This window comes from Kitasatospora sp. NPDC086801 (assembly GCF_044745805.1).
GTDB lineage: Bacteria > Actinomycetota > Actinomycetes > Streptomycetales > Streptomycetaceae > Kitasatospora.
This window is the reverse complement of sequence record NZ_JBIVAX010000012.1, coordinates 172,000-189,789: the sequence shown is the minus strand read 5'-3', so window position 1 is coordinate 189,789 and position 17,790 is coordinate 172,000. Positions and strand designations below refer to the sequence as shown.

General features: G+C 70.2%; 9 protein-coding genes. 5 read left to right on the top strand and 4 right to left on the bottom strand.

Annotation, left to right across the window (positions count from 1 at the left end; genetic code table 11):
- Positions 1–99 precede the first annotated feature (99 nt).
- The 4 genes from ACIPLC_RS16770 to ACIPLC_RS16755 all read left to right on the top strand — a co-directional run bounded on the left by ACIPLC_RS16770 (position 100) and on the right by ACIPLC_RS16755 (position 6,706).
- Entirely contained in the window at positions 100–1,311 is a 1,212-nt protein-coding gene (locus ACIPLC_RS16770; protein ID WP_400473719.1) for a hypothetical protein, read from the top strand.
- A gap of 145 nt (positions 1,312–1,456) precedes the next feature.
- Positions 1,457–3,328 carry a DUF4357 domain-containing protein gene (locus tag ACIPLC_RS16765; RefSeq protein WP_400473718.1) on the top strand — a complete coding sequence of 624 codons (1,872 nt, stop codon included), beginning with the start codon at positions 1,457–1,459 and terminating at the stop codon, positions 3,326–3,328.
- Entirely contained in the window at positions 3,325–4,530 is a 1,206-nt protein-coding gene (locus ACIPLC_RS16760; RefSeq protein ID WP_400473717.1) for an McrC family protein, read from the top strand. Before ACIPLC_RS16765 ends, ACIPLC_RS16760 begins: the two co-directional genes overlap by 4 nt.
- Positions 4,531–4,570: 40 nt before the next feature.
- Complete coding sequence (locus ACIPLC_RS16755; protein ID WP_400473716.1) at positions 4,571–6,706, top strand: UvrD-helicase domain-containing protein; 2,136 nt, start codon at positions 4,571–4,573, stop codon at positions 6,704–6,706.
- An 8-nt stretch (positions 6,707–6,714) separates the two neighbouring features.
- Here ACIPLC_RS16755 and ACIPLC_RS16750 read toward each other — a convergent pair whose 3' ends face one another.
- Positions 6,715–8,370 (bottom strand): N-6 DNA methylase, encoded by a 1,656-nt coding sequence (locus ACIPLC_RS16750; RefSeq protein ID WP_400473715.1) that lies wholly within the window; start codon positions 8,368–8,370, stop codon positions 6,715–6,717.
- Between the two features lie 200 nt (positions 8,371–8,570).
- On the opposite strand from ACIPLC_RS16750, the gene ACIPLC_RS16745 reads away from it, so the two are divergent.
- The gene (locus tag ACIPLC_RS16745) at positions 8,571–11,654 is read left to right on the top strand and encodes an AAA domain-containing protein (protein ID WP_400473714.1); all 3,084 of its coding nucleotides are present in this window, start codon (positions 8,571–8,573) and stop codon (positions 11,652–11,654) included.
- 776 nt (positions 11,655–12,430) lie between these two features.
- On the opposite strand, the gene ACIPLC_RS16740 is transcribed toward ACIPLC_RS16745, so the two are convergent.
- The 3 genes from ACIPLC_RS16740 to ACIPLC_RS16730 form a co-directional block, all read right to left on the bottom strand.
- Positions 12,431–14,356: an ABC transporter substrate-binding protein gene (locus tag ACIPLC_RS16740; RefSeq protein WP_400473713.1), complete on the bottom strand. Its 1,926-nt coding sequence runs from the start codon at positions 14,354–14,356 to the stop codon at positions 12,431–12,433.
- A 53-nt stretch (positions 14,357–14,409) separates the two neighbouring features.
- Complete coding sequence (locus ACIPLC_RS16735) at positions 14,410–14,544, bottom strand: hypothetical protein (RefSeq protein WP_400473712.1); 135 nt, start codon at positions 14,542–14,544, stop codon at positions 14,410–14,412.
- Between the two features lie 222 nt (positions 14,545–14,766).
- Positions 14,767–17,733, bottom strand: coding sequence for a BTAD domain-containing putative transcriptional regulator (locus ACIPLC_RS16730; protein ID WP_400473711.1), 2,967 nt, complete (start codon positions 17,731–17,733; stop codon positions 14,767–14,769).
- Positions 17,734–17,790: the final 57 nt, after the last annotated feature.

Sequence of the window (17,790 nt, the reverse complement as noted above, 5' to 3'; positions counted from 1 at the left end):
GGACCGGAACCGGCCACACGGCAGCTGGGGCAAGCGCCGCAAACCGCGGAAAGCGTAGGCACCAGCAGCCCAAAGAGCGATCTACAGCTGGAGTACTAGGTGGAGGCGGAGGCGGCTGCGGTTCTCCGGCGTTCCGAGTTCGACGAGATGGCGGAGCGTCTTCTCGTCCTCCAGGCGGAACTCCGGCTTCACATGGACCAGTACGACAGCGTCCGGCCGGGCTTCCGGCTGCGCCGGGCGCAGGATCGGGTGCTGCGGCCGGTGCCGCAGCACCCAGGTACGGCGGAGCGCCCGTTCGTCCCGCCTCAGCGTGCGCCGATGTCCTCGGCGCCGCAGGGCCTCGGATCGGCTGCCGCTGCGGGAGACGTGGCTCCGGAGCCGCGGGCCCGGTTGGTCTGGCTGCTGCCGGTCGGCTGGTTCGCGCTGACGGTCTTCCTGAGGTTCGGCCGGAGGATCGCGGGCCTGCCGTGGGTGGAGGTCACGGTTCGGCTCGTGGCCGTCGTGGAGCTCGCGGACGACCTGGCGGCCCGCGGAGTGGCTGTGCTGATGGCCGTGGCGCAGAACTGGTGTCGTGCGGTGGAGACTGAGCGAGGCACGAAGGCCGAATACTTCGGGCGTGACCAGGGGCACTTCGTCGTCGTCCAGGGCCTGGGGTGCTTGATCAGGGTGTCCAGCAAGCCGTTGTCGGGGTGGAGCGCCAGCGTCCGGGCCGACGAGGGAGGGGTCTGGCAGCGGCTCGACTTGGGCGGTCTCCTGTTCGGTGAGCTGTCCGTCGTCCCGGGTGTAGAGCCCGGCCGCGTCGACCGGGCGAAGCTGGCGGAAGTCATTGCGGATCTGGCTCGCCTTCCCCGTGTCCCCACTGTGGCCGAGCGGTCCGTCGGCTGGGACAGCCTGCCCGCGCAACGGTCGCAGGCGGCTGGCCCGCCAGCGCGTTCGGTTCTGGTCGAAGGCGCGGCACGGGAGTTGGCCCGGATGGGATTCGCGGACGTCGTGCCGGACGGCACGTGCAGCCGAGTTGAGTCGGAAACCTTCCGCGTCGAGTGGTGGAACCGTTCGAAGAGCATGGGCCTCGGGGACGTGCAGCGGCTGTACGGCGCGGCCGTTGTGGAAGGCCGACGCCTGATGGTGGTGTCGGAGAGCTTTGCTACGAAGCCTGCATGCGCCTTCGCGGACCAGGCGAAGGCCTTCGTCTTCGTGGTGGATCCCGAGGGGCGCCGTCTGCACTCCTGCAACGACCTCGCCAGGGAGGTCGTCCTCGACAGGTCGAGTTGGAGTCCGGCACGAGGCTTGGTGGATCGCTGGTTGGGATGAGGGAGCGAAGGGAGCTCGGACACCTGGGCATCGCCTCACTTGATGGGGCTGAAGCCGTCCGATTTCTTGGCCTGCGGGGCTACATGTCGGTGGCAGGCCCTATTGTGCGTAGAAGATCTTCGAGGGTGAGGGGCGGGAGCGGGGCATGGTGGACGAGCACCAGGAATTTCGGTTGCGGTTGCCCAACGGCGGGCCTGTAGCACGCGGTCGGCTGCTGCCGGAGAAAGGCAGTAACGGTAGCCAGAAGTTCCTGGTGTACGCGGGGGCTCCGGCCCGAGGAAACGTGGTTCCATCCTTCTCGGTGCGGAATGCGTCCTCGAATCGTCTGCGGACGCGGCTGATCAACGATGGGAAGCTACTGCCCTCCGAACGGTGGCCCGGGCACCTCGAACTGGCCGAGGACGTGGAGTGCGGCTCGCCGTCTGCCGCCGCCGAGATCCTGATGGGCCGCGCGGCCAACGGGTGGTCGCGGTGGCGGACGGAGAGCGACAGGCCGTTGTCGGAGTTCATGCCGGGCGTCTGGGCCGGGCCCAATCGCGCCTGGCTGGTCCGTGGTTCCAATGTCTCCGGCCTCGACCTCGTCCAGCGGCTCTGGCTGACCGAGGGGCTGGTCACGCTCGCCGCGTCCCGGTTGCGGCAGGGTGTCGGGCAGGGCACGAGCAAGGAGCAGCTGCGTGCGTTCGTGCAGGAGGACTACGAGTCCACTGCCACGTACAGCCAGAAGCAGGATCTCGTCGAGGAACTGCACGCCTTCCTCTCCCGGATCAAGCCTGGCGACACCGTGTGCACCATCTCCGGCGGTCAGCTCTACGTGGGCGAGGTGACCGGGCCGGCGGAGCAGACGGCCTCGGACGACGACCGGTCCAACCTGCGCCGGCCGGTGGAGTGGCGGAGCGAGGGGTACCCGTACGCCGGCCTGCCCGAGGAACTCCAGCAGAAGCTCTCGGTACAGCACGACGTCGTTGACCTCACCTCCGTGCAGGCCCTGATTGAGGGGCTCGGGCTGACCGACCAGGAGCTGGAGGAGGAAGCCGAGGCCATAGAGCGTGACCCGAGTGGAGAGATCCTCATCGCCCGGCGCGAACTGGCACTGCCGGAGCCGACCCCCGAGCTCGCCCAGGAACTGCTCGTTCACGACGTGACGTGGCTCCAGGAGGTCCGCGATCTCCTCTGGGACGAGCGCCAGCTGGTCCTCTACGGCCCTCCGGGAACGGGCAAGACGTACCTCGCGCAGAAGCTCGCGGAGTTCCTGGGCGGCGGCCCCGAGCAGGTCAAGCTCGTCCAGTTCCACCCCTCCTACGCCTACGAGGACTTCTTCGAGGGGTTCCGCCCCAAGGAGGACCCGGAGACCCGCGAGGTCGCCTTCCGCCTCACCGCCGGCCCGCTGCGCGAACTCGCCGACCTCGCCTCCCGCGAGGGCAACCGGCACGTGCCGCACTTCCTGATCGTCGACGAGATCAATCGGGCCAACCTGGCGAAGGTCTTCGGCGAGCTGTACTTCCTCCTGGAGTACCGCAACAAGGCCGTCCGGCTCACCTACTCCGGCGACGACTTCGCCCTCCCGCCGAACCTGTTCATTATCGGCACCATGAACACCGCTGACCGCTCCATCGCGCTGGTCGACGCGGCGATGCGGCGCCGGTTCGCATTCGTCGAGCTGTCGCCGCGGACGGAGCCGACCAGCGGTCTGCTGCGGCGCTGGCTCGCGGCGCAGGAGCGCGACAGTGAGCATGCCGACCTTCTGGACGCTCTCAACGCCCGTATCGATGACGTGGACTTCCGGATCGGCCCCTCGTACCTGATGAAGCCGGGCGTCTACCGCGATGGCGGCCTGGACCGCACGTGGCGGACCAAGATTCTCCCCTTGCTGGAGGAGCACCACTACGGCGAGGGCGTCGACATAGAGAAGCGCTACGGCCTCGAAGCGTTGCAGGCCGAAGTGGCCGCGAAGCGCTCCAGGTTCGTCATGCAGCCGGGAGACGTCGTGCGGGACGACCAGTCCCAGGCCGAGTCGTGACCGTCGTCCACCTGACCGAGCACGCCCCGGCGGTGTCTGTTCCTCTCCCGGACGCCGCCGGCCGGGCCATCGTCGCCTCCCGCATCCTCGACACTGCGGCCCCCGATCCGTACCGGACGGGCCACTGGACCCTCCGGGCCGGTAGCAAGGTCGGCACGGTGAGCCTGGCGGTGCCGGGCGGCGGTCCCGTCACCGTGCGGATCAATCCCAAGGTGCCGATCGCCCGCTTCTTCTTCCTCATCGGATACGGCCTCGACCCACGCGGCTGGCGGGACGGGGACGTCGAGGTCGGCGACCACGACGAACTCCTGCCGGCCCTCGCCCACGCCGTGGAGCGTCAGGTGGACCGGGCGCTGTGCCAAGGCCTCCTCCAGGGCTACCGCACGGTCGAGGAGTCCGCGCTTGTGGTCCGAGGCCGGATTCGCGAAGCCGAGCAGATACGCCGCAGGTTCGGCGCCGTTCTGCCCGTGGAGATCGCGTACGACGAGTTCACCACCGACATCGCCGAGAACCGAATCCTGCGGGCCGCGGTCGAACGCCTGCTCCGCCTGCCCGGCGTACCCCAGGACGTGCGCCGCCGCTTGCTGCACCAGCGTGTACGCCTCGCGGACGTCTCCCCGCTCATACGCGGCCAGGCGCTCCCCATCTGGCACGCCACTCGCCTCAACGCCCGCTACCAGCACGCACTCCACCTGGCCCGCTTGGTCCTCGACGGATCGTCACCCGAGCACACCGCCGGTGAACTGCGCATCGACGGCTTCCTGTTCAACATGAACAAGCTCTTCGAGGACTTCGTGACGGTCGCCCTGCGCGAGGCGTTCCGGGGCGCGGACCGAACGTGTCGGCTCCAGGACCCGCACCACCTCGACGAGGCCGGTGAGATCCGGATGAAGCCCGACTTCGTCCTCTACGGCTCAGAGGGGGCGCCGCAGGCCGTGGCCGACGCAAAGTACAAGGCCGAGAAGTCCGGCGGATACCCCGACGGCGACCTCTACCAGATGCTGGCCTACTGCACCGCCCTGGGCCTGCGGGCGGGGCACCTCGTCTACGCCAAGGGCAACGCCCCGCACGCCGCCCACCGGGTGCGGCACGCCGGCATCGTCATCCACCAGCACGCGCTGGACCTCGACCGGGGGCCGACCGATCTGCTCGGTGAAATCCGCTCCCTGGCCCGGCAGATGGCCCCGGGCGCGACGCTATGATCACGATCGGAACAGCCGCCAGGGGGTAGGGAGTCCATCGGTGCCGCAGCTCGCGTTCGCGAACAGCTTCTGGGAGAGCTACGACGTCCTGGAGAAGCCCGTCAAAGCCGGTGTCCGGAAGGCGATGACGAAGTTCCAGCAGCTCACCGTGCCCGAGCTGCACGCGGACAAGGGCCTGCACCTGGAGTCCGTCGACAAGGCGCGCGATCCGCGGATGCGCACGATCAGGATCAACGACTTCTGGCGCGGCGTCGTTCTCGCCCCCGACGACGGCAGTGACGTCTTCCTGCTCATCAACGTCGTGCCGCACGACGACGCGTACACCTGGGCGGCCAAGCGGCTCTACACCGTCAACACGGCCACCCGCGCCCTGGAGGTCCGCAACGTCGTCGCCATCGAGCAGCTGACCCCGGCCCTCGAGAAGGCGGCGACGACCGCGCCGGCGCTGCTGTTCGCAGAGCACTCCGACACGGTGCTGCGGGACCTCGGCATCGACGAGCAGGTGCTGCGGGCCGTCCGGACCGTGGTCGACCGGCCGCAGCTGGAGGCGTTCGGGACGCTGTTGCCGGAGGACCAGTTCGAGGTCCTGCAGTTCCTGGCGGAGGGCTTCACCCCGGAGGAGGTGTACCGGGACGTTGTGGTCGAACGACGCCCGGCGGCCCCCGTTCCGGAGTCCGAGCAGAGCCTGGCCGCGGCCATCGCCAACACCACCAGCCGTATCACCCTCGTCTCCGGCCCGCACGAGCTGGCCGACATCCTGGAGAAGCCGTTCGCCGCCTGGAGGGTCTTCTTGCACCCCTCGCAGCGGCGGGTCGCCTACCGGGCCTCCTACCGCGGCCCCGTCCAGGTCACCGGAGGTCCTGGCACGGGCAAGACGGTCGTGGCCCTGCACCGCGTCAAGCACCTGCTCTCCCGCTCGCCCGACACGCGTGTCCTGCTCACCACGTACACCAACGCGCTGGCCGCGACCCTGCGGGAGAACCTGGCGCTGCTGCTCGACGGCAACGACGAGCAGCTCGCGCGGGTGGACGTCACGACGGTGAACGCCCTCGCGCACCGGACGCTCACCGGGCACGCGGGACGCGTGCCCGCACTCATCGGCGACCGGGAGGAGCAGTTGGTCTGGCAGCGGATCCGCAAGCGGCTGGAGCTCCCGTGGACCGAGCAGTTCCTGGCCCAGGAGTACCGGCACGTGGTCCTCGCTCACGACCTGCGTACGCTCGACGACTACCTTGCGTCCGACCGTCCCGGGCGTGGCAAGTCGCTCATGACAGGGCGACGCAAGCTGCTGTGGCCGGCTGTCGAGCTCTTCGAGGCCACGCTGAAGGCCCGGGGGTCGGCCACGCACCTTCAGGTCTGCGCGCAGGCGGCCCGGGCGCTCGACGGCGCGGCGGCGCGGTACGAGCACGTCGTCGTCGATGAGGCGCAGGACCTCCACCCCGCGCAGTGGCGGGTACTGCGGGCGGCCGTCGCATCCGGCCCGGACGACCTGTTCATCGCCGGAGACCCGCACCAGCGGATCTACGACTCACGTGTTTCACTTGGCTCGCTGGGGATCCAGGTGAAGGGCCGCGCCAGTCGGCTTCGCATCAACTACCGCAGCACGGAGGAGATTCTCTCCTGGTCGACCGGGATCATTGGCTCTGCTGCGGTCGAGGACCTGGGCGGAGAGGGCGCGGACAGCCTCGCCGGGTACCGCTCGCTGCTCCGGGGACGCAGGCCTCATGCGGAGGGTTACAGCTCCGAGCAAGCGGAGATTGCCGCGCTTGTGCAGCGGGTCGAGAGGTGGACAGCCCAGGGAATCCGTCCGGCTGACATCGGTGTCTCCAGCCGCTTCAACGTGTTGCTCGACAAGGCCTACGACAGGCTGGCCGCTGCTGGTGTGCCCGTGGTGCGGGTCAAGGACGGTCCGGCGCCGGACGCCGACGGTGTGCGGCTGGCCACCATGCACGCCATGAAGGGACTTGAGTTCCGCGCGGTGGCAGTCCTCGGGGTGAGCGCGAGCGCCGTGCCGTTCGCACGGGAGATCACCCCGGTAGAGGTGGACGAGTCGCAGCACGAGACGGACATGCTGCGCGAGCGGTGTCTGCTCTTCGTGGCCTGCACCCGCGCGAGGGAGGCACTCGCCGTCTCGTGGAGTGGGTCTCCGAGCGGCTTCCTGCCCTCGTTGGGCTGAAGGAGGGGTCAGTCGTCCTCGGCAGAAGGGTTCAGAGCACCGTTCGTGAGGCCCTCACGGGCGAGGTCGGTCGCCTGCTGACTGAGCTGCGCGAGTCGGCGGGTGCACGCTTCGACATCCTCAAGCGCGCGGAAGGCTGCGCCGTATTGGCGTTGGGCCTCGATTCCCATCTGGGGGATGCGGGAGCCGCGGGTGTCGGTGCGGAAAGTGCCGCTGCCGCTGGTGGAACGGCGCTTGTTGGCAGGGCTGACCAGGAACCCGTGCAGATAGTCGGTGTCCAGGTGTTCGCTGACGGAGACCGGTTCGCCCGCGGCGTACTCGACGAGTCCGGCGCGAGCGAGGTCGGCGACGCTGACCGATGCGGTGTCGAGTGTGCCCGGTCCGCCTCCCGGGGCGAGTCGGGGCAGCAGAGCGTCCAGGGCGTGGAGTTGTTCCTGCAACTGGTCGCGGAGAGCCGTGTATTCGACGAGGTAGTCCCGGTTGACGCTGCCGATGTGGGTGGCCGGGGTGAGATCGACGGTGTCGTCCAGCAGGTCGATGAGGGGAACGTCGACGACCTGGCCGGGTTCGGGGGAGAGGGGTCCGTCCGGCGCGTTGGCTGTGAGGTCCACCATGCGCACCGTTCGGGCGGCGTGACCGTCGGGGCGGACGAGGACCCACAGGTGGACGGGAAGGGTGTGTGCGGTCGCGCTTCCGGCGGGCAGGGCCACGACCTGGGTCAGGATGCCCCGACGGACGAGTTCCGCGCGGATGCGACGGCCGGCCTTCCGATAGGCGACGGAGGCCGGCATCACCATGACGGTCCTGCCGCCGGGAGCCGTGTGGGCGTACGCGTGCTGGAGCCAGGCGAGCTCGCTCTCGGCACGTGAGGGTGTGCCGAGTTCCCAGCGCGCGTCGAGGAGGAGGTCTTCACGCCCCCAGTCGGGTGAGGCCACCGGCGGATCACAGACGACGAGGTCCGCCTTGAGCCCCGGCCACTTGTCGTTGCGCAGCGAGTCTCCTGCCCGGATCTCGGTGTGCGTACGGCCGCTCAGCCCTGCGCGGAGCCGGGCGAACTCGGCCGTCGAGACGTCGATCTCCTGACCGTACCGGGCCGGGCCGACCGCCGGACCGGCGGAGAGGAGCAGGGTGCCGATTCCGCAAGCCGGGTCCAGGATGGTCGCGGTGCCCGAGACCGGGTCGGCGAAGTGCCGCACCGCCCGGACGATCCGCGGGGAGGACATCTGGTCGGAGCCGGCCCGGCGGGTGAGGTCGAGGAAGCGCTCCGTGAGGGCGTCGATCAGCTCGGCTCCGGAAGTGCTCTGCGCGATGTCGAGGGCCTGCCGGGAGACCTCCGGCCTGAGGCGAGGCGCCTGTGTACCGTCCGTGAGCAGCCTGGCGACCGCCACCAGCCCCTGGACGACGTCGTCGCCGAACTCGCCGCGCAGGGATTGCCACAGTCGCACCTCGTCGGACACGTCGTGCCCCTTGCGCTGTTTTGCGAGCCAGGCGTTTACGTCGGTGAGCTTGAAGAGAGGACTGGTCGGTCCGCCCCCGGCCGGTGCCGGAAAGTCGTCGTAGCGGCGCCGCCAGTTCGAAACCGCGGCCCGTGTGACGCCGGCCAGCCGGGCGATCTCGGCACCGGTGATCAGCGGATCGGGGGCGGGGCGAGTGTCGTCCTTCATCCGGCCACCGTACACGGCTTGGCTGTCTTTCGGAAAGGTCATGCGTGTTGGCGGCGTACACATGCCTTCGGTTGGAGTCCCGTTTGCGCACATGATCGGAGTGCTTCAAGGCGGTGCTTGACGGAATTGGGTCCGGGTGTCGGTCGCACTCCGTACAGTGGGCGAAGCACTATGCACACGCCGCGGGGGAGCGCACACGTATGACGCAGGTCGATCAGCCCTATCCGGTTTCCGAGCTACTGGCCGCCGTGCAGGCAGAGATCCGGGCGGAACGCCGCGACGACGCGAAAGAGGCGGAGAAGGCAGCGCTCTCGGACGGGCGGCCGGTGTCCGTGTCGGAGGGCCGTTACGAGTACCTCTTCGGCTGCCGCCGGTGGCCGGGCTCCTTCGACGGCAGCCCCGTCCTCGTGCGCCCCTCCCAGGCGCGCGGTGCCTGGATCCCCGGCGAGGCGTCCCCGATGCCGGACGGACAGGTCCGACTGGTGGTGGCCGAGAGCCTGCCGTCCGGGGTGCGCAACGTGCAGGTGCGGAAAGACGATTCGGCAGGCTTGCTGGTGCTCGCCGAACGCCTGGAGGCCGCAGGTACGGACGACGGCGGCATCCGGGTCGAGAGCGCGGGGTGGATCGTCGGACAGGGAACACCGGCGGTGGGCCGGGTAGCGGATCCCGAACGGTGGGTGGCGGGCTGGCACGGACTGAAGCTCAACCCGCGTCAGCGGACCGCCGTCGCCCAGGCTCTCGCGAGCGAGGTGCTGTTCCTCTGGGGTCCGCCAGGCACGGGGAAGACCGATGTCGTCGGGCACATCGTGGAGGGCAACGTCCGTCAGGGGCACAATGTCCTGTTCCTGGCACCGACCAAGGTCGCCGTCGACCAGGCCTTGGAGCGGATCTGCGACCTCCTGAAGGCCGAGCCGGGTTTCACTGAGGGCCTCGTCCAGCGGGCCGGGGAGATCGAACTGTCATCGCTGCGCGAGCGGTACGGAGACTTCGTTGATCCCGCCCGGATCGCTGGCCGGGTCTCGGCGCAGCTGGATGAGGCGGTACGGACGGCGCGGGACGCCCTGCAGCGCGCCCGTGCCGGCGTTGCTTTGTATGACGAAGTCCGGGAGCTGGAGCAGCGTCTCGCCGACGACCGGAAGGCCCACCAGAACGCGGCCGACTCCACCGGAACCATGGAACGGGACGCCCTGCGGGCGGAGGCAGAAGCGGCCCGGCTGCGGCTGGCCATCAGCGAGGCGGGGGAAGCGAAGGGTTTCTTCGCCGGGCGAAAGGAGCAGCGGCTCGCTGCGCTGCGGGAGGAACTCGCCCAGGCCACCGAGGCTGCCTTCACCTCTCAGTACGTCGGAGCGGCTGCCCGGAAGCAGGCGGAGGAACTGGCTGCCCGGATCAGCGCGACAAGTGGAAGCCTCGCGGGCCTCCGACCCCGACTCGTCGGTCTTCCCGCGTACGCGACGCTCGTCCACGAGGCCGGCACCTTGCAGGAGCGCATCCAGGATATCGACCGGCAGCTCTCCCGTATCAAGCAGACCGTACGGTCCCGGTGCCGGGTCATGGGGGCCACGGTGGCCAAGGCGGTCCAGTCGCGCAAGCTGCTCGACCGGGTGGATGTCGTGGTGGTCGACGAGGCGGGCATGGTGGACCTGCCCTCGGCCTGGCTGGCTGCCGGCCTGGCCGGCAAGCGGATCGTCGTTGCGGGCGACTTCCGGCAGCTGCCTGCGGTCACCAAGGGGGACGGCGACCGGAAGGCCACGGAGGACGAACGTAGCCACTCTCGGTACTGGGCCGCCCGTGACGCCTTCCACGCCGCCGGCCTGGTGAGCGAGGAGGGATCCGTGCGCCAGGACCCCCGTTTGGTGGCACTGGACACTCAGTACCGCATGCGCGAGCCGATCTGCCGGCTGGTCAACGCCGTCGCCTATCCTGACGCGCCGCTCGCCACCGGCCGCGCCGACAGCAGCCGGATCCCGGCCAATCCGCTGATCGATGTCCCCGTGATCCTCGTCGACACCTCCGGACAGCGCATTCCGGGCCCCGACTACCGGGCCAACACCGTGAACGAGGCCGTCGTGCACGAGCTCGTCCGCGGCCTCCAGCACGAGGGGGTGCTTCCTGGCCGCAAGTGGGGGAGTGCCGAGATCGGAGTGGGCGAGCGAGCGACCGACCGGCTGGCGGTCATCGCGCCCTACCGCGCGCAGGTCAAGGCGCTCAAGGGAAGCCTGAAGTACCGGTTCGGAGAGGACTACGAAGGCCTGGTGGACACCATCCACCGATTCCAGGGCAGTCAGCGCCCGATCGTCGTCTTCGACACCGCCGTCGGTGCCGGAAAGGACCCCGGCATCTTCTACGCCGGAACCGGCCTTTCCTCGCAGACCTGTCGCCTGCTGAACGTTGCGCTCAGCAGAGCCCAGGACCACCTCGTCGTCGTCGCCGACGTCGAGCATCTGCGGAAGCACCTCAGCGTGCACAGCGAAGCCCGCGCCATGCTCGACCACCTGGAGAGCCACGCGCAGGTGATCTCGGCCGATCAGCTGATCCCGACGCGCGACGCCGCTCAGCTGTCGGTTCTGTCCGAAGAGGAGCTGGCACGTCCGGCCTTCTTCCCCGCTGACGAGGTGCAGAAGGCTGTGGAGTGGGACATCGCCCGGGCCCAGGCCAGCATCGAGGTCTATTGCGCCTTCCTGGATCCGCAGCCGGTGCGCCGTTGGTCGGGACTGCTCGGTAACCGCGTGGCCGACGGTGTACGGGTGGTCGTCCACACCCGGTCGCCCGAGGAGCAGCGGGAAGCGACCGGAGCAGCCCGCCATCAACGGCAGATCGACATCCTCAGGGCGGCCGGCTGCGAGGTGAGCTTCCGCGAGCGGATGCACGAGAAGGTGCTCATCCTCGACAGCACCGTGCTCTGGCACGGCTCGCTCAACTTGTTCGCGAGCAGCGGCCCGACCGACCTGATGATGCGCTTCACCGACCCCGCATCCTGTGAGCGGGTCAGCCGAGTCATCGACCGGGCCCGTAAGGAGCGGGCTGCGTGGAACCCGCGGGCGGCCGGGGAGGCTGCCGGCAGCGTGGGGCCTGCCGCAGCCCGGCCTGCTGATCACGGCGCGACTGGGACGGCGGGAATCCGCCCCGGGGACGTCATCGACGGGCGGCTTTACCTCAACGTCCCGTACGGGGACAAGGATGAGGCCAAGGCTCTCCTCAAAGCCCGTTGGGACAAGCCGAACGGGCTCTGGTACGTCGACGCCGCGCGGGTGGCCCGGGAGCAGGCCGCCCGCTGGCTGCCGTGAGAAGAGGACGCGCGTGTCCAGCTGTGTTCCAGCAGCGGTGGGCGGCTCCTGCTGGCAGCCGCCCAGAGCGCCGTCATGTCAATTGCGGAGCCGTAGTGCGCTTCAGGCGATGCTGGCGTCATCGCCGGGGTACGGTGCGGAGGGGGAGGCGGGATGGCGAGGGTGGACCTGTCGGCCGCGTGTATGAGCAGGTTGTAGCCCATCGGCGCGGCGAGGCATGGCTTTTGCGACCGAGTCGACGAGTTGCTGCCTTCAACTGGCCAGTGGAGCGCCGGTGCCGGGCGCTGGATGGGGCTGAGGTCTGCGCCAGTGATGGGCTGGAAGCAGGGTGCCGCGCCGGACCTCGTGCAGTGTCGCCCAGTGTCGCCCGCATTGACTGCTCATGGTCTGACCCAGCGTGCGGCTTCGACAACGCGGTGACGATCACAGGGATCCACCAGGCGGCGTCCGAAGCGCGGCAGTTGTTGATCGCCGTCGCAGTCCTGCCTCATGCTGACGCCTTGCTGACTGCGGATGGTCCACCAGGCCCCTGACCTGGCACGAACCGTGGAGCGCGTGGTAGGTGGTGGAACTTCATCGGCCGGTCCGGTGAGGAGATCACCCGGGCGCGCGAGGACTGGACGTCCACCGCCCGCTTCGGCGACGTCCACGGCTACGACGGCGCCCGGCTGCGCGCGCCGGAGCTGCCCGGCCTCCCGCTGAAGGCGCGAGGCCGGGTGCGCTGACGGGGCTCGAGCGGGCTGTGCCGCGGTCCTGCCGGGGTTCCCGGTCACGCCTCAGCCGGTGTAGTACCAGAACTCCGGCTGATAGCCCTCGAAGGGGTCCTGGACCGGCATGTGGAGGCCGTCGGCCACCTCGTAGATGGCCACGATGTCGTCGGTGTAGATCACCGGCTGGTGGTCGTTGACGTAGTCCTCGTAGGCGTACATGTCCTGGACGTCGTTGCTGGTGATGGTCTTGGCGATCAGCTGGTCCAGGTGCGGGTCCGAGTAGCCCCAGACGTTCGCCGCGGCGCCGGTGGCGAAGAGGGAGTCGCCGGTCGGGTAGAGCTGGGGCGAGTAGACCCAGCCGCCGTACAGGGCGGCGTCCCAGGCGCAGCCGTCGGGGTTGGCCGGGGTGCACAGGGACGCTTCGCTCTGGAGGCGGTCGACGGGCACCTCGGCCAGGTTCACGGAGATCCCCGACTGTGCGAGGTTCGTCCGGTAGGAGGCCATGATCCCCGGCAGGTCGGCGTTGCCGGACTGGTAGTCCAGGTCGAACTCCGCCTTGTCGCCGGCGGCGATGTCGGCACCGCACTGCCCCGGGCCCGTCCCCGGGTTCCGGCACACGGCCGGGGTGGTGTTCAGGTCCCAGCCGTTGGCGGCCATCAGGCTGCGGGCCTCGGCGAGGTCGAACTTGATCCGGTGCTGCTGGGCGTTGGGCGACAGCGGGTTGCCCGCGGGGATCGACGGCACGGCGCCGGTCGTCGGGTGGCTCCAGCCCTTGCGGGCGCCGTCGATGACGCCCTGTTGGTCGTAGGAGTCCTGGAGCGCCTTGGTGAAGTAGGGCTGCCGGAACAGCTTGCCGTGCCGGCTGCTCCGGAAGTTGAGCTGGTAGTAGCTGATCGAGTCCAGGTAGGTCAGGGGCGCGATGTGGTAGCCCTGCCCGGCCAGCGGGTTGCCGGCCTGGAGGTCGTTCGCGTCGTACCGCGCGGCGTGCGCCTTGGGCAGGATGCCGATCTGCAGGGCGTTCGGGCTCGACGCGCCGGCCCGCAGGTCCGCGTACTGGGTTTCGGCGTCCTTGTACGGGACGAAGTCGACCTCGTCCAGGTACGGCTTGTGGACGCCGGAGTAGGCCTTGTTGCGGACGATGGCGTAGGAACCGGACGCCGCGTCGTAGGACTTGAGCTTCCAGGGGCCGTCCGAGATCTGCCAGAGCGGGTTGGTCGCGAAGGTCTTCCTGTCGACCGAGGCCGCGCTCAGGTAGCGGAAGACCGGATCGCAGTCGGCCTTCAGTGTCGGGGTGTCCACCGCGTCCGCCGCGCACCTGCCGCGCGCGCCGTCGGGGCCGGTCACGTCCCAGGCCCGGGGCATCGGCGTGATCGTGGTCAGGACGTTCTGCAGCACCCACGTCCGGTTGTAGGCCTGGTCGAAGGTGATCGAGATCCCGTGCTCCGCGACCGCCGTGGAGACCACGTTGTCCGGGAAGTAGTTGGTCGTCGTCCCCGCGATGGTCATCGGCGGCGTGTAGTAGCCGTCGTGCTCCTTCTCGGCCTTGGACATGTTGATCCAGAACTGGACGTCACGACCGGTGAGCGGTTCTCCGTTGCTCCACTTCCAGTTCTTGAGGCGGATGGTGACGGTCCGTCCGTCGGCGCTCCAGACCGGGGCCCGGGCCGGCGACAGGTCGTCGTCGATGGCGATCCGGTCGTCGCGTCCGGCGAAGTACAGCGGCCGGAAGAAGAACTGCTGGAACTCCCCGATGTTGATCGAGGTGACCTGGTTGACGTCCATGAACGGCCAGATCACATTGGGGCTGTCGTTCGGCCGCTGCGCGATGCGGACCGTCCCGCCGTGCTTGGGGTGCGGCTTGCCGACCGAGGTGACGCCGGTGCCGTCGGCGGGGTTCGCGGCGGCGGCCGTGGTGGCCGCTCCGACGGTCACGACGGCGACGGCCACGACACCCGCCTTCGCCAGGGAGCTGCGGACTGTGCCGATGTGCATGAGGACCTTCCGTTCGAAGCGGGACGCCGGGGTGGGTCGCGAGCCCCGTCGGATCAGCTGGGCCCGATGTCGGCGCCTCCGCCGGAGCGTCCTGCGGCGACGGAGGACTCGTGCGGTGCCGCCGGGGAAGCCGCGCGTGCCACCGCTGCGTCGACGTCCCCGATCAGGACGGCGATCTTCTTGACCATGCCCCTTCATGTCCTCTCGTGAATGAAACCGTTTCCCGTACCTGGCACAGCCTCGGGCATGACAATCCCGGGCAGTTCCCGTTTCGATACCGCTCGACACGGGACGATGCTGATCGGTTCTGGAGTAGTGATGGAGTGGTGATGGAGCAGCACTGGAGCGGGCCGGAGCAGTTGCGGAGCGGGCCGGACCGGTTCCGGAGCGGGACCGGCCGGGATGGAGCGTCAGACCGGGATGCGCCCCGCACTGGGCCGGTGGTCCGCGCCGTCGAGCACGGCGGCCGCCGCCTCCATGCCCTCCAGGGCGCGGGACGCCTCGATCCGGTAGCCGATCCCACTCGCGTGCCGGTAGGCGTAGCGGTGCGCCTCCAGCGCCCCTTCGAAGTCCCGCACGGCGAACCGCACCCGACCCACGATGTTCGCGACAGCCGCCTGGCGCACCGGAGTCCGGCTCGCCTCGGCCAGCCGCAGGGCGCTCTCGATCGGCTCGACGGCCGCCACCGGATCCCCGCTCAGGGCCGCGACCTCGGCGCAGACCGCCAGCAGCAGGGCGACGTTGCCGGGGAGCTTCGACTCGTCCGACAGCGGCCTGGCCTGATCCACGCAGGCCCGGGCCTGCGACAGTTCGCCGCAGCGCAGGTGGGCGACGGCCTTGTCGGTCAGGGCCGCGATCTCGATCTCGACCGCGTGCAGCCGGCGGCTGAGGTCCACGGCCGCCTGGGCCGATTCGACGGACCGGCGGAAGTCGCCGCAGTTCTCGTGGAGCATGCTCAGCACGGTGAGCGACTCGGCGGTCTCCCGGTACAGCCCGGCCTCGGTGCCCAGCGCGATGCTCCGCTCCAGGTGCGGCAGGGCGGCGTCGTACGCGCCCACGGTCGTCAGCAGCATCCCGAGGGTGCCTCGACAACGCGCCTCGGCGTGGGCGTCGTTGATGGCGATGGCCGCGGCGAGCCCCTCCTCGGCGGCCGCGACCCCCTCCGGGAGCCGGCCGACCTTCCAGCACACCGCGGCCAGGTTCGACAGGCTCAGCAGCAACAGCGAGGAGTCGCCGAGGCGTCGGGTGCAGGCGACGGCGATCTTGGCGACCTCGTAGTAGTCCTCGAAGTAGCCGCGGAGGTTCAGGTGGTAGGCCAGGTTGCGGGCGAGGTACGCGGCGTGCAGGTCCAGCCGCTCCTGCTCGGCCCGCCGGACCACGGCGATCAGGCTGGAGTGCTCGCGGTCGAGCCACTCCAGGGCGGCGCCGTGGTCCGGGAAGCGCGGCAGGTACGGCGACTCCGGCCGGAAGGTGGTGTCCAGCCGGCGCCAGTACGGGAACACCCGGGCGCAGGCGTCGTCGCTGGTCTGGCAGTAGTGGTCGAGCAGCCGCCGCAGGGCGATGCCGGCCTCGCCGTCCGCGTCGTTCAGCCGGAGCGCGAACGCCCGGACCAGGTCGTGGAATCCGTACCGGCCGTCGGTGCGCAGCTGGAGGAACCGCACGTCCATCAGTGATTCCAGCGCCGAGTCGGCGGCGGGCAGGTCGCGGCCGAGCAGGGCCGCCGCCGAGTGGACGTCGAGGGCGCCGCCCGGGTGCTGGGCGGTGAGCCGGAACGCCGTGCGGACCGGCGGCTCCATGGCGTCGTACGAGGACCGCAAGGTCGCCTCGACGCTGCGGTCCGTGCTGCTGAGTTCGTCCAGGCGCCTGGTCTGGTCGGCGAGCCTGCGCACCATCCGGTCCAGCGTCCAGCCCGGGCGGTTCAGCAGGCGGGCCGAGGCGATCCGCAGCGCCAGCGGGAGGTGGCCGCAGAACTCGGCGAGGTCCCGGGCGCCGCGCAGGTCGGCGGCGACGAGGTCGGCGCCGAGGGTCCGGGCCAGGAACGCGGAGCTCTCGTGCGGCGCGAGCTCCCGCAGCGAGACCCACCGGGCTCCGTCGAGGTCCACCAGCCGGGCGCGGCTGGTGACGATCGCGATGCTGCCCGCGGTCGCCGGCAGCAGGGGTCGGATCTGGCCGACCTCCCGCACGTTGTCGAGGACGAGCAGGTAGCGGCGGTCGGTCAGGCAGTTGCGCCACATGCCCGTCCGGCCCGCGAGGTCGTCGGGGATCTCGTCCGGGCGCTTGCCGAGGGACCGCAGCAGGATGTCGAGCGCGGTGTTCGCGCTGATGGGTTCCTCACCCGGGCTGTGGCTCAGCAGGTCCAGGAAGATCTGGCCGTCCGGGAAGGCCGCGGCGATGGTGTGGGCCGCCCGGATCGCGAAGGAGGTCTTGCCGCAGCCGCCGATGCCGTCGACGGCGACGATCCGCCCGCCCGCCGTGCCGGCTTCGGCGGCGGCCGCCACGACCGCCGCCAGCTCCGCCGTCCGCCCGACGAAGTCCGGCAGGTCGCTCGGCAGCAGGCGGGGAATGCAGCCGGGCTGCTGCGGGGGCTCGGCCGGCTCGGGCGCCGTCCGCGCCGCGGGGGCGGCGGCCAGGAGGTCCGGGCTGTCCTTCAGGATCGCCTCGTGCAGGCCGATCAGCTCCGGGCCCGGGTCGACGCCGAGGTCCTCGCGCAGCAGCCGCCGCACGGACCGGAACACGTCGAGCGCATCGGCCCGGCGCCCGGACCGGTACAGGGCGAGCATCAGGTGGCCGTACAGCCGCTCCCGCAACGGGTTGGCGGCGACGAGGTCGCGCAGCTCGCCGATGAGTTCCGGGCCCTCCCCGGAGTCCAGCCGGAGCGCCAGCAGCTGTTCGAGGGCGGCCATCCGGCGCTCCTCCAGGGTCGCCGACGCCGCCGAGATCACCGCGCTCCCGTGGTCGTCGAGGGCCGCGCCGCGCCACAGGTCCAGGGCCGTGCGGAGTTCCTCCGCAGCCCGGTCGCTCCGGCCGTCGCCGAGCAGGGCCTGCGCCCGCTGGACGGCCGCGGCGAACCGGGTCGAGTCCAGGTCGTCGTCGTGCACGGCGATGCGGTACCCGGTGCCGGCGGTCTCGATGAGCAGCTTGCCGTCGGGGAGCCGGGTGCGCAGGTTGGAGACCGCCTTGCGGACCTGGTGGGTGGCCGTCTCCGGCGAGGCGTCGCCCCAGATCCCCTCGACGATCCGCGGCACGGACAGGACCTGCCCCGGTGCCAGGAGCAGCAGGGTCAGGACCTTCTCGTTGACCCTGCCGCCGAGCGGTATCCGCTGGTCCCCCGCCCACACCTCCAAGGGACCCAACAGCAGGAACCGAGGATTGCCCACAATGTTCCCTCCCCCCGTATACGCGCACGTTGGAACAACTGTCCGCATTCTAAGGCC